The organism is Algoriphagus faecimaris, from assembly GCF_900101705.1.
Classification (GTDB): Bacteria; Bacteroidota; Bacteroidia; order Cytophagales; family Cyclobacteriaceae; genus Algoriphagus; species Algoriphagus faecimaris.
Map to the genome: position 1 here is coordinate 15,031 of NZ_FNAC01000023.1, position 13,398 is coordinate 28,428.

Below are 13,398 nucleotides of genomic sequence, written 5' to 3' on the forward strand. Positions count from 1 at the left end.
TATATTTAAAATGTTTTAAATAAGTTATCTTCTAATATATATATATATGCAATTCATTTCAAGATTTTTTTGATAAAATAAAAATCAAGCCTATGATTACTTTTCCGATTTAATCCAGTTGAATTTTCATTGAGAAGACATTTCTTAAGTAAATCAACCCTCATTCCTTACCTTTGCGGCTTCAAATTCAAATTTATGCTATCAGTAGACAATGTGACCGTGCAGCATGGAGGTACGGCACTTTTCAGTAATATTTCCTTCGCCATCAATGAAAATGACAAAATCGCTCTGATGGGTAAAAATGGAGCTGGTAAATCGACCTTACTTAAGATCATAGCAGGCCAAAGCAAACCTACTTCCGGTATGGTCTCCGCTCCAAAGGACTTTGTGGTTGCATACCTTCCCCAGCATCTCTTGACCTCAGACGATTGCTCTGTCCTTGATGAGACGGCAAAAGCTTTTGCCAGCTACCTCAATATGAAGGCTGAGATCGAAAAAATTAATGAAGAGCTGACTGTGCGCACCGATTATGAATCAGAAGAATACTACAAGCTGATTGAGCAAGTTTCCGAATTGAGCGAAAAATTTTATGCAATCGAGGAAGTAAATTACGAGGCGGAGGTAGAGAAAGTACTTTTAGGGCTTGGCTTCGAAAGGGAAGATTTGCAAAGAGCCACTTCAGAGTTTTCCGGAGGATGGCGTATGCGGATCGAACTAGCCAAAATCTTGCTCCAAAAGCCAGACTTAATTCTGCTGGATGAACCTACCAACCACTTGGATATCGAATCCATCCAATGGCTGGAGGATTTTTTAATGAATAAAGCCAAGGCTGTTGTAGTGATTTCTCATGACAGAGCTTTTGTAGACAATATCACTACCCGCACAATCGAGGTGACGATGGGTAGAATTTATGATTACAAAGCCAAATACTCCCACTACCTAGAGCTCCGGAAAGAGCGTCGAGAGCAACAACAAAAGCACTACGAAGAGCAACAGAAATTCATTGCCGAAACTACTCAGTTTATTGAGCGATTTAAGGGAACCTACTCCAAAACCCTACAAGTACAATCCCGTGTGAAAATGCTGGAAAAACTCGATATCGTAGAAGTAGACGAAGTAGATACTTCAGCCTTGAAATTGCGCTTTCCTCCATCACCTAGATCGGGCAAATACCCTGTGATCGTAGAGGAATTGAGCAAAAGCTATGGCGATCACCTGGTCTTCAAAGACGCCTCCATGACTATCGAGCGTGGACAAAAGGTGTCCTTTGTCGGTAAAAATGGAGAAGGTAAATCCACCATGATCAAAGCGATTATGGGAGAAATTGATTTTGAAGGGAAATGCGAACTTGGACATAATTCCATGATTGGATATTTCGCTCAAAATCAGGCCTCATTACTAGACGAAAGCTTGACAATTTTCGAAACTATAGATCAAATAGCTGTCGGTGAAATCAGATCGAAAATCAAAGATTTGCTCGGCGCCTTTATGTTTAAAGGAGACGACATCAATAAAAAAGTAAAGGTCCTTTCCGGTGGAGAAAAAACCCGTCTTGCGATGATTAAACTTCTCCTCGAGCCTGTCAACCTATTGATCCTTGATGAACCGACCAATCACCTCGACATGAAAACCAAGGATATTATCAAAGACGCCTTGAAAGCTTTCGACGGTACTTTGATCGTAGTTTCTCATGATCGGGATTTCTTAGATGGCTTGGTCACCAAAGTTTTCGAATTTGGCAATAAAAGAGTTAAGGAGCATTTCGAAGATATCAACGGGTTTCTCCGAAATAAAAAGCTGGAAAACCTAAAAGAAGTAGAACGGTAAACTCAAAAAAATCCCGAGCCATTTACTCGGGATTTTTTACTCCATTATTTCATCTTGGAGAAAGGCAAAGCTTTAAAAAACTTAGCGTCTACTTTCTCTACAATTTTTCCATCCCGCTCAGAAGCATCTCTTACTTTGATCCATTCCGGATCTTTGGCAAAATTCTGAAAGGCTCTTTCATAGGCTTCCTGATTGTCATGCCCCAATAAATAAATGAGTTTGGGCTGTGAACCGTCTTTTTCTACAGTAAGAAAATAGGGATAATTCTTCAGGCCTTGCTTCTCAAACAGCGCTCGAGTATGATCTCTGAATCTCGCCTGAATATTCTCTATTTTACCATCAAAACAATAATAGGTTCTCAACTGAAACACTCCACTCGGCATAGGCATGGGAAGGTCATTGAGCTCCGGAGCCAAGACCATGTAGGTTTCTACAATATCTTTAACCAAGGGTCCGTTTTTGCGTGATTCTTCATAGGCTTTTTTCCAATCGGGATCATTTAAAAAAGACTGCCACATGCGATCTCTTGCACTGACATCGGGATAACCCAAAATATAAGTCAAGGTGTTATCCGATTCATCCAAGGGTGAAAAATAAGCTACATTCTCCATTCCTGCCTTTTCGAATAGCTTGGTCGTATGATTTTCAAATCTTTTGACCAAATCAGCTAATTTCCCTTCATGAGCAGTGTAGGTCCTCATTTCGAAATACGTGGATTTGGTAAACGGTGACTGCTGCGCTTGAAGCTGCAATACCAAGAAAAGGGAAAATATCCCGGCTAATAGCTTTTTCATCGATTTTGGGTTGAATAGGTGAATAGATTTATTTTCCAAAATAGCCCTAAAAATCCAACTCTAAAACCCTTATTACTCCTTTGGTGATTTTTGATCAAATAGACTAATACTTTTCGGCCGAGAGCTAGCAAGATGTTCGATTTTTGGATGTTAGCTTTCTGTATAAAAAAATCCCGAATCCTATTATTAGAGCATTCGGGATTTCAGCAGTAGAATGAGGCCGATTACATCAGGCGCTTCAATGTCCATACAATGATGGCAAATAGAAATACAATGATTGAAATTTTATTAATTCCATGCATCATCCGTAAGTTCAAATTTGACTTTTGATTGGGGTCTGATTTTTTAAATACTCGGATAAAGTAATTACCTACTTCACCAAGTTTGAAGAATTCCTTTACTTTATTGTTATCTGACATAATTTGCTGATTTCTCTCAAAACAGGTTGTGCTACAGAATAGTTTATTTTAAGTATAAGACAGACTTGTAGATTAGATGGATTCTGGTTCTATCCACATACCATCCTCACGAATGATATTGATCAATTCATCTACCGCCTTTTCTGAAGGCACTGATCGCTTCATTACTTCTTTGCCTTTGTAGAGGGTGATTTTTCCTTTTCCAGAGCCCACATAGCCGTAGTCTGCATCCGCCATCTCGCCAGGACCATTCACGATACAACCCATGATGCCGATTTTGACCCCCTTGAGATGATCAGTTCGCTTTCTGATCATAGCAGTCGTTTCCTGCAAGTCAAAGAGCGTGCGTCCACAGGAAGGACAAGAAATGTATTCGGTTTTTGACATTCTCGTCCGAGCCGCCTGTAATACTCCAAAAGAAACCGAATTATGCAATTTGATCTGCTCAATGACCTCCACTCTGGTATGGAAACCTTCTTTTTCCAATGACAGCATTATCCCATCCCCGAGTCCATCGACAAGAAGTCCTCCTACATCCGTCGCTGCATAAAGCATGGTCTGATCGGCAGCCTGATCAGGATAGCTGACCTTTACTGTCACTGGCACCCTACAGTCCGCCTCGAGCAAACTCACAAAAGCCCTTCTTAAAGCAGGCATGGTATGCGTATTTTCTGTTTTGAGGATTAGAACTGTGTCTTTTCTTCCCACGAGGCTATTGATGGCCTCCTCCACCTGAAGGTCGTTTATTTCTAAAAAATTGAGCTCTGGGTGAAAGTTCATCGTGACCTTATATTCTGCCAAAGTAAAGAGAGGATATTTATTTTTTTGGTCTTTCATATGAGCCCAGACTGATGCGTCTTGGATCTCTCTCATCCCATTGGGAAGCATGAAAGGAATCGGATTGATGCCTGTGTACACAAAATCACATCCTTGATCATTCATCTTCCACTTATCCAGTTCGGGGAGATAAAAATGGCCTACCGCTTTGATTTCTTTTTCGGTAATACGATCCATTCTGGAAATGTCTGTGATCACTCTAGGAACATTATGATCTCCAAAATTAAATACCTCTGCACTGATTCTTTTGGAATATTCAAAGGGACGAAGGGGGTAAGTTTTAATCTCAGGAATCATATCATGAGATGACCTATAGGCATATCGCTCGATCAGTGCCCGGGCAACAGGAGCCTCAAACTCCGGATCTTCTGTCAATGAGACGCGGACAGTATCTCCGAGTCCATCTTCCAGGAGTGTTCCTATTCCTACAGCTGATTTGATTCTACCATCTTCTGCTTCACCGGCTTCAGTCACACCTAGATGCAAAGGATAAGGCTTGAAACCTCCCTCATCGAGCTTCTGCACCAATAGCCTGTATGCTTGCACCATTACCTGCGTATTGGATGACTTCATCGATATCACGATATCATAGTAATTCTCATCCTCACAGATTCGGAGAAACTCCAAGGCGGACTCGACCATACCCAAAGGCGTATCACCATACCTACTCATGATTCTATCCGAGAGTGAACCGTGATTGGTACCTATGCGCATCGCCGTACCGTTTTCTTTACAGATTTTAATCAAAGGGAGAAATCGCTCACGTATTCTCATCAATTCCTCCTGATAGCTTTCGTCCGTATATTCTATGACTTCAAATTTCTTTTTATCCGCATAGTTACCCGGATTGATTCGCACTTTTTCGACGATACCCGCAGCGATCTCTGCAGCATTGGGTGTGAAGTGGATATCTGCTACCAAAGGAGTATTATAACCTCTCTTACGTAGCTCTGCTTTTATATTTCTCAGATTTTCTGCCTCTTTGATACTTGGAGCAGTAATTCTAATCAGCTCACAGCCCGACTCTATCATTCGGATGCATTGCTCCACTGAGCCCTGTGTATCCATCGTATCCACTGTGGTCATGGATTGCACTACGATAGGATTATCACCTCCGATGATTACATCCCCGATTTTGACAGGGATACTTTTTCTTCGGACGTATTTGGTCAGGCTATCGCAATAGCGAAAATCAAGCGTATTGGTGGTAGGTTCCATGGCTTATAAATCTCCAAGTTGTGGACGGATAATTACTTCTTCAACCACGGTCTGTGGCGAAAGGTTATAGGCTCCCCATACTGCCTCCGCTACATCCTCAGCCTTCATGAATCGCTCTATAGGCAAATCCACCCCTTCCCAGCTAGCAGTGTAAGTAGCACCAGGAAGAATCGAGGTGACCTTGACCTGATGCGGCTTCATTTCTTCTCGTAGACATTTAGTCAATCCGAGCATAGCCCATTTGGAAACCGCATAGCTTCCTCCATTAGGATAGGCTGTCAGTCCTGCAATAGAACCTATACTGAAAATATGACCTGAGCGACGATTGATCATCTCCTGGGTAAAAGCCCTTGTCATATAATAGGCTGAAAAAAGATTAGTATGCATCATCAATTCAAAATTACCTTCAGGCTCATCGTGCAACGCTCCAGGCAAAAACAAACCTGTGTTATTGACCAAAACATCCGGAGTACAAAACTCTTTTACTTTAGCTGAAAAAGCCAAAACGACTTCCTTCTTCGACAAATCAGCAACTTCTGCTAAAACTCTTATAGCAGGGTACTGACTTTCTAATTCTTCTTTGAGATGCTTGAGGTCTGATTCATTTCTGGCACAGGTAGCGATATCAAAACCTTCTTTTGCAAACCTCTTGATGATCGCTCTTCCGATGCCTTTGGTGCCACCGGTAACTAATATGCTATTAGGCATTTTATTTCGTGTTTTAATAGTTAGTATGACAACTATCTAAGTGGAACAAAGTTACATTTTTTTATCAAAAGAGCGCAGAGACTTGCATGCGTCCGATATGGACTATACGATTTAACCCTTGTGAATTTCTTCCTTCATATGCCACATTGACCTGAAGGCCATTACCCACTTTTTGTAGCCAATTTATCGACCAGGTGATATTAGTTCCTTCTGTCAAAGCTTGTAGCATTTCATAGCCTACGGGAGAGTTTGCCTGCCCATTGTAATCAATCTGAATCCATTTTAAATTCCCCGTCAAGGTGGTTTTTATAGCTTTCGCATAGCGGATATCCAATCCCAACTGATGCACGGCTGCCAGCTCGCGAAACTCCTCATTATCAATATTTTCTTTTGAAGTAAAGGAATATGTCCCTGTAGTTCTAAAATAAGCATTCGGCTGCCAGGCAAATTCAGGCCCGAGAGTCCTTTGCTGAATATGGTAATTTCGATTATCTAAAAAATCAGACGAAGAAATCCGATTCCCCGATCCCCCAAGGACTCTCAGGGTAGATCGAGGAGAAAAATTATACCGAGTATTCAATTTCCAATCTTTCTGAATCAAATCCTCAAAACCTCCTGAAAGTAGCTGCTTCAATTGCGAGTCAAATAGCGAAAGGTCGAAACCGTACCTTGCTGAAGCCCGGTTGAAAAACAAACTGGAGCGAATCACCTGTCTCAAGGATAAAATCTCCTCCCGATTAATCCCTCCGATGAAAGGATTAACTCGATCTAAAAAATCAGTAGAAGTAATTTTCTTCTCTACACTCAAGCTGGATGTGTTTGAAAACTTATACAAAAAAGACTTCAGTCCTTTGGCTTCTTTCCAAGTCTCAGGCAATCGGGCCTGAACTCTATAATTCAACAGTGAGGTATAAGCCTGAACATAAGTATCTGTAGGCACGAAGATCTTGATATATAATTTTTCTTCTGGATTGATGGCTAAGTAAAACTCATTAAGCTGCTGAATCCCATCCTCATTATCATCCCGCCAAGTATGAGTTCCGTCTCCATTCGGCGCTGGGATATAAACAAATTCCCGCTGAAGCTCCCTCCCATTTCCGATAGCATAACTCAATTCGTTGCGTATCAGATTCCCTACCAAACTGCCGCTATAATCCAGCTTTCCCATCACCGTTTCCTCCACAGGCAACTCTCGCTGTAAAAACTGCAAGCGGCGGAAGGTAAAGGTGCTATTCAACTGATGACTTTTCCACTGTTTGCCAAAAGAAAAATTAGAAGTAAAAGCTTCCGTATCATCTTGTAAAACTCCAGCAAATGGTAATTTATCTGTTCTCCAGGCAGCATCCAATCGGAAAGTATAGGAGGAACTATCCGGGTTTTGAAGAAAAACTAAGTGCTCACGAAAATTCATTGCCGTACTGATGACAGAATCTGTCTCTGCCTGCCTGAGTACATTTCTATCTAAGGAAAACTGATAGCCAGGCACTATTAATTTAGATTGATAGGCTACCTTTCCCAAGTATCGGACCCATTCCGAATTAGCAGAGTTCAGTTCACTAGTAAGGTTAAACCACTCATTGTTGACTTGAAATCGATCTCCCAGCTGAAAATCCCAAGTCGCTTTATGCTGCACACCCGCCAAAACATCTCCTCTGTCACGGGCATAAAATAAATAATGAAATTTATTTTTACTGTTTTTGTCCAGATTGACTCCTGCCTGAAATAAGCGCTCCGGGGCGGCATTATTCAGGGTTTCTGTGGTCAGCCCCCAATCCCGATCAAATTCTATATAGCGAAAACGGTCAATAAAATTAAAATGAGTCGAATTGTATTCAAGTTCTGTCTTTCCAGAAATCTTATACCCTTTCAAAAGTGAGATATCCCGCTGCCCAGCCTCATATCCAACCTTCATGGCAAAACCTTGATTATCCTGATTATCAATATCAGAAAACAAGTTTTGGTCACGATTTGAAAGTGCAAATTCAGTGTAAGCTTTATCCTTGTCGCTCAAGTTAAATCGTGCACCTGCCGTAAGCATGTTTTTACTATCAGGAGCTGCGAGCTGTGTCAATAGGGTATAATCTCCCTGGGAGATTCCATTCAATCGAGGCACATACTCGTAGACGGTTCCATTTGATAATTGATTCACTCTACGATAGTCGCCATTACCTTGTCCTACCTGCGCAAAGGAAAGGTCAAAAAAAGCTTTTTTCGGATCCGTAGAGTAGCGATAATAGACGAAAGAATTCCCTTGCTCATCCTCCTCGATGATGCGCTCATAAAGAATCCGAGTGGGATCAAAGGCCACACTGTCAATCCGGGGGATTCTAGCTTGCTCAATTCGATCTCCTACTGAGGCTAACAAACTCAGCTCCTCGTTAGAAAATTCCGCAAACAGAGGCCTATTCCGATTGTCCTTTTCTTGGTAATAATTCAGATACAAGTCTACCTTACCATTCGTTTGAAGATGATTGGCACCTACTATGGACCGAGAATAATTTCGCTCTGCATATTCGAAGTCCACCCTAACGCGGGAATATTGGGTGATCAAAACCTTCGGAGTAAAGGTGATTTCAGCTTGATTATAGTCTATGACGTAATCAGCATTAAAACCTCTCTGAAGCAACTTGCCATCCAGAAACACCCGCTCTGAATTAGCCATGATAATAACAAAACGTTCGTTATTTGGACCATTGAGGCGATAAGGACCCAAAACTCCCTCCAAAATCGGCACTTGAATGGAAGCAAATTTACCTTTGGCCACGGACGCAAAAGCTTGGGTACTCGCTTTCCATTCCTCCCCCATTTTATATTGAGTAGTCAGTTGAAGACCCTGAGCATTTTTGTAATACCGCAAAAATTCAGATTGACGCTGCGTCAAAACCACATCTCCCGCTGCCAATCGGAAATCATCATTGAACAGCTCAATCAAAACATTATCAAAATCTTGTATCTGTTGCGTATTTCCCTCAGGCTGAAAAGGAACATTTTGATCGGTAATGCTAGCTCTGATTCGAAGATTTTCTGATATCTCTCCCTCAAGCTGCAGATTGAGACTAGAGTTCACAAAGACATTCTGAGCATTTCCAAAAGAGATCCCCCGGGTAAGACTTCCACTCTTGTAAAGCGAAGTACTAGGGAACAACTCCTCATTCAAGTCCCAATCCAGAGCTTGTACGTTTCGATTGTCGGTAAATCTTGCCGTAGAATCATAATCCACTTCCAGACTGCGCTTGGCTATAGGCCTATCAAATCTGATATTAAATGTACGGTAGCAAAGCTGTAGGGAAGAGATGAAATTAGGTACTTCATCGATCAGTTGAATACGATTGGAACTCAGGTCAAAGCGGAAAGCATACCGCTGTTCAAGGCTATCCCTCAAAAGGATCGTCTCTTCTATCCCTGACAGTGAGTCCAATTCTACTCCCTGTCTCAGCTCTTCTACTGAAATCCATCGACAATTCACCTGTGCGGCTACCTCAGAGGTCAAAACACCCAGCAAAATCAAAACCCAGAAAAGTAGCTGTTTTTTCAAATCGCACCTCTTTATCGGTCCAAGGTACTAAAATAGGAGATTATTCAGCTAGGGGAAAGGTCAAGTAAAATGTGGTGCCCTTATCCATCTCCGTTTCAAACCAAATCTTACCACCGGCGGTTTCTACTCCACTTTTGGCAATCGCTAAACCTAATCCAGAACCAGTCGATTTAGTACTGAAATTGGGAATGAAAATCTTATCTCTAAGCTCAGGAGGAATACCTTTTCCGTTGTCAGTGATTTCTAAGAAAACCGCCTGCTCAGTCATCCAAAGCCATATTCTCACTTCCGCTACCTGACCTTCATCTACCGCTTGCACGCCATTTATGATCAAATTTGAAATCACCCTTCCAAATAATTTATCATCGCCCATGATGGGTATTTCTTCGACGAAAGAATCATCCTTAAAGTGAAGCTGCACCCTCTCATCATTCTTAAATAAATCCAAAACTCGAATCACCAAAGATTTAAAATTCAGGCGCTCATTTTTCGGTAAAGGCATTTTGGCAAAAGTGCTAAAAGAAGAAGCTATCCCACTCAGGGCATCAACCTGATGGATGAGTGTCTCCAAGGAAGTCCGAAGCTTCTGCAAGTCATCCAAGCGACCTGCCTCTTGCAGCCTAAGCAGGTGCTGCAAAGTCAGCTTCATAGGAGTTAGTGGGTTCTTAATTTCATGAGCCACTTGTTTTGCCATTTCCCGCCAGGCGGATTCTTTCTCAGTAGAAGCCAACACCTTCTTACTCGCTTCCAGCTTGAAGAGCATATTATTATATTCATTGACCAAGAGCCCAATTTCATCCTTACTCTCCCAGAGCATAGGTTCGTTGTTTTCAAGATTTGTCGTCTTTATCTTCTGAGTGAGCAGCTTAAATGGCAAGGTCAGATTCTTGGAAACGAAGTAGGATACAATCAAAAATAGAATAAAGATGATGACAAAAGCATTGAAAATATTGCTGAGCACATCAGAAATCAAGGAATTCAATTCAGCTTCTGATTCAAAAAAGGGAACCGACAGGATCGCTGCCACTCCTTGTTCACTTGTAGAAGGGATAGCCAAATAAACCGCTTTATACTTTAACCTACCGATTTGTTCCTCTGCAAGAAATTGAAGTTGATTTTGCTCCATCATCTCAGAGAGTGCTCGAGGATTGATACGAGGAGCAAGAATTTTCTTATCAAAAATATTGGATCGATTCGTGGCTTCTAATCTCCCTTCATTGGAATAGATATGAATATCGGCTGCTACGGTATTTGCGAGGGAAATCACCTCTTCATTTAGCGCATCTTGATTGATCTGACCTACCGGCCTATTCCCTAGAAAACTCGACAGATTACTTCTGATCAATGCTGCCTTTTGGATGTACTGTCTATCCAAATCGGCTCTGTAACTATTTGCCAAAAGACCAATTGTGATGATAGAGATAATGATGATCGGGAAGAAAAAGGCAAAATTGAGATAAAGCTGAAGTTTAGTCGAATAATTAAACTCAAAGTTTTTATAGCCTTTGACAATCGTGTTAATAAGGATGGTCAAAAAGGTTAAAAAGACAAAAATCACGAAGTAGAGCGAAATATTTCCGAAAAAATAGGAAAAGGGCTGATTAGGTGAGGAAATCACAATCAGTTCATCACCATTTTGAATTCCCAAATGATGATAGCCTGCCTCATGAATTCCTGATCCCTGTAATTTTTTATCCTCCAATCTTTCGTAAAGCCCCGAATTCAAATAGTTAAAGGCCCCTGCATTTCGGACAAGTTCTCCTTCTTTGAATACCGCATAATCAAAGCGAGATGGATCTAGCTGATTGTTGTACTTTTTATCCAAGAGAAGCTTGGGATAGACCGATCCCGGCTGAACTCTAAGCTGCTTGAGCTCCAGATAAATCAAACCAAGAGGATCTGTATCTCTTGCTATGGGTAGAAAGCCTACAAATTGATTCCCCAAATTGCCCTCATTCCCTCGAACAAAATATAAATCCCGAAGTGAGGTCAAATAGTCAGATTTGATGTACTGATCTCTCAATTCCCCCAAAGATCGAGAATCAGGGTCTCCAGCTAAGGTTTGTCCATTTGAAGAAAAAATCCGGATTTTAACTTCAAATTGATCAAAGTAATTATCCAAATAAACACGCCTGATTTTAGTCTCAATGGGTTCTTTGGACAAAAGTGGATCTGCTAGCCTATTTTGGATAAACAAATCTGATTTGATCCTTGTAAATATCTCACTGAGAAAAAACTCAGTCATTACATCGCTTTCTATCAAGTTCTGATTGGCAAAGCGTGTTTTACTTTGATTCAACTCTTCTCCTTCAGTCTGAAAGGTACTGATGCCTGCAATCATCGCTACGATCAAACTGGTGAAGAAAAAAGTCAAGAAGGTATTGAGCCCAAGGCGAAATACATTACGGTAAAGTTGAACCCTAACCACCAAAAGCAAAAAAAACAAATGAATCGTCCAAGCTACTGCCATCCAAATATCCCAAAAGAGTAAACCAAGACTGACCGGAAGCCCCAAAAATAAAATGGACTTGTAGAAGAAAACCTTCCGCTGCTCCAACTCAAATAATAGGCTAATTAAGGTAAGTGATAATAAACCATAAACTGCGGACCAAAGAAAAATGATCAGAAAACTAATCCCCTCAAACCAGCCAAACGTCGGAATCGAAGTAATATCAAGAGGCCATTGGGAATTGGAAATCAAATCTCCCGGTAAATTCCAAATTAGTCCAAAGCACAGAGTCAGTAATACAAAAACCAAAGCTCCAAAAAGGAACAAATCTTGACGCTGATCAAGAATTTTCATCTTTTGATGGGTACGCTCTGAAGCCAACTGAAAAATCACCATACCGATTAAAAAGACACCGAAAAGCGTATTCAAAAGCAGGTCACCCAAACTAGGGTTTAGCCAGGAGGATGCATATTGAGATGGGTCAAAAAGTCCAAAATTAAAGTAGGTGCCGGGGAAAGCCAAAACCAACATCACCATTCGAAAGGCAAATACAATTAGGAATCCATAGCCAATTGCCTTCCATCTTCGTCCTTTCTTCCATTGATTGAGAACAAAGTCTGAACTCAAAATAAAGTAAAGTAGAAAGACCGAAACAAAAAATATCAGTATTGCAGGATTTGAAAGTCTACCAGCAGGCCGATATCCAAAGTTAAAATCTATCCCAAATAAAGGTATCCCCGCAGCATTGGTCACACTAAACTCTGAATCCTCATCCAAAGCTTTGATCGCCAACTGATCATTTCCAAATAAGCGCTGATTGGGTCCCGAATTCAGGTATTCATTTTCTATCGTGCCTGGCCAAATCAACCTAAAAGCATGAACCATGTAGAAATTACCCCCATTTCTACTGATTTTTCGATTCTTGAGTAAAAAAGTACCGTACGGATCTTGAAGTAGCTGATACTCTCTACTCAAGTCGACATTATCGAAGTCCAGCCAAACAGTAAAGTCTGACCAAAATTTTAAACTTTTTTCTCCATCAAGTATGAAAAAAGGGTGCTTATGATAAGGGGTACTTATTTTTTCGAAAGTAATGTCTTCATCAGGCCTTATCGCCATCAAAACCTGAATAAAGTCTTCATCAAACTCCCGATCTACCTCTAATACTTCTTCTTGCAGGGCCTCAAAAAAAGACTCTTCCTCACCTTTTTGAAAAAAGAAGAAGTTGAGTATTAGGACTGCCAATAAAGAAAAGGCGCTGATTAAAATAATCAGCCTACGGAGTTCGTGGTTCATTTGGTCTAAAAATAGAAAAAGCAAAGTTCGCTATCAAACTTTGCTTTCTTCCATTTATCGAATTGCCAATTTGGACTTTCTTTTTTTTGCTGCTCGATACCAGAGAATTCCTATGACAGTTGCTATCAAATAGGGCATGACGAATAAATACAAAATCCCGTTATTTAATCCTGCACCTATACTTGTGTCTCCATTACTGACATTGTTTTCTACACTTGCCCTACACATAGCACATTGGGCCCAAGTGTTCAATTGAAACCCAATAGTGATCAAAAAGGTCAAGATTGTAATACCAATACTTCGCTTCATCATCTC

General features: G+C 41.0%; 8 protein-coding genes. 1 reads left to right on the forward strand and 7 read right to left on the reverse strand.

Annotation, left to right across the window (positions count from 1 at the left end):
* Window positions 1-195: 195 nt before the first annotated feature.
* Window positions 196-1,827, forward strand: a complete 1,632-nt coding sequence (locus BLQ57_RS12640; protein WP_087940234.1) for an ABC-F family ATP-binding cassette domain-containing protein — start codon at window positions 196-198, stop codon at window positions 1,825-1,827.
* 44 nt (window positions 1,828-1,871) lie between these two features.
* Here the strand turns inward: BLQ57_RS12640 and BLQ57_RS12645 are convergent, their stop codons facing one another.
* The 7 genes from BLQ57_RS12645 to BLQ57_RS12675 form a co-directional block, all read right to left on the reverse strand.
* Window positions 1,872-2,621, reverse strand: a complete 750-nt coding sequence (locus tag BLQ57_RS12645) for an NIPSNAP family protein (RefSeq protein ID WP_087940276.1) — start codon at window positions 2,619-2,621, stop codon at window positions 1,872-1,874.
* A gap of 224 nt (window positions 2,622-2,845) precedes the next feature.
* The gene (locus BLQ57_RS12650; protein WP_087940235.1) at window positions 2,846-3,040 is read right to left on the reverse strand and encodes a DUF6728 family protein; all 195 of its coding nucleotides are present in this window, start codon (window positions 3,038-3,040) and stop codon (window positions 2,846-2,848) included.
* A gap of 72 nt (window positions 3,041-3,112) precedes the next feature.
* Entirely contained in the window at window positions 3,113-5,095 is a 1,983-nt protein-coding gene (gene ispG, locus BLQ57_RS12655) for a (E)-4-hydroxy-3-methylbut-2-enyl-diphosphate synthase (RefSeq protein WP_087940236.1), read from the reverse strand.
* 3 nt (window positions 5,096-5,098) lie between these two features.
* Window positions 5,099-5,803, reverse strand: coding sequence for an SDR family oxidoreductase (locus BLQ57_RS12660; protein ID WP_087940237.1), 705 nt, complete (start codon window positions 5,801-5,803; stop codon window positions 5,099-5,101).
* Between the two features lie 64 nt (window positions 5,804-5,867).
* The gene (locus tag BLQ57_RS12665) at window positions 5,868-9,338 is read right to left on the reverse strand and encodes a hypothetical protein (RefSeq protein ID WP_087940238.1); all 3,471 of its coding nucleotides are present in this window, start codon (window positions 9,336-9,338) and stop codon (window positions 5,868-5,870) included.
* A 40-nt stretch (window positions 9,339-9,378) separates the two neighbouring features.
* Window positions 9,379-13,083, reverse strand: a complete 3,705-nt coding sequence (locus BLQ57_RS12670; RefSeq protein WP_087940239.1) for a sensor histidine kinase — start codon at window positions 13,081-13,083, stop codon at window positions 9,379-9,381.
* A 54-nt stretch (window positions 13,084-13,137) separates the two neighbouring features.
* On the reverse strand, window positions 13,138-13,395 hold the full coding sequence (locus BLQ57_RS12675) for a hypothetical protein (RefSeq protein WP_394331267.1): 258 nt from the start codon (window positions 13,393-13,395) through the stop codon (window positions 13,138-13,140).
* Between the last annotated feature and the right edge of the window lie 3 nt (window positions 13,396-13,398).

What these genes read in the sequence shown, in the direction of transcription:
- BLQ57_RS12640 (WP_087940234.1), top strand. Translation starts at nt 196, where the DNA reads ATGCTATCAGTAGACAATGTGACCGTGCAGCATGGAGGTACGGCACTT.
- BLQ57_RS12645 (WP_087940276.1), bottom strand. Translation starts at nt 2,621, where the DNA reads ATGAAAAAGCTATTAGCCGGGATATTTTCCCTTTTCTTGGTATTGCAG.
- BLQ57_RS12650 (WP_087940235.1), bottom strand. Translation starts at nt 3,040, where the DNA reads ATGTCAGATAACAATAAAGTAAAGGAATTCTTCAAACTTGGTGAAGTA.
- ispG (WP_087940236.1), bottom strand. Translation starts at nt 5,095, where the DNA reads ATGGAACCTACCACCAATACGCTTGATTTTCGCTATTGCGATAGCCTG.
- BLQ57_RS12660 (WP_087940237.1), bottom strand. Translation starts at nt 5,803, where the DNA reads ATGCCTAATAGCATATTAGTTACCGGTGGCACCAAAGGCATCGGAAGA.
- BLQ57_RS12670 (WP_087940239.1), bottom strand. Translation starts at nt 13,083, where the DNA reads ATGAACCACGAACTCCGTAGGCTGATTATTTTAATCAGCGCCTTTTCT.
- BLQ57_RS12675 (WP_394331267.1), bottom strand. Translation starts at nt 13,395, where the DNA reads ATGATGAAGCGAAGTATTGGTATTACAATCTTGACCTTTTTGATCACT.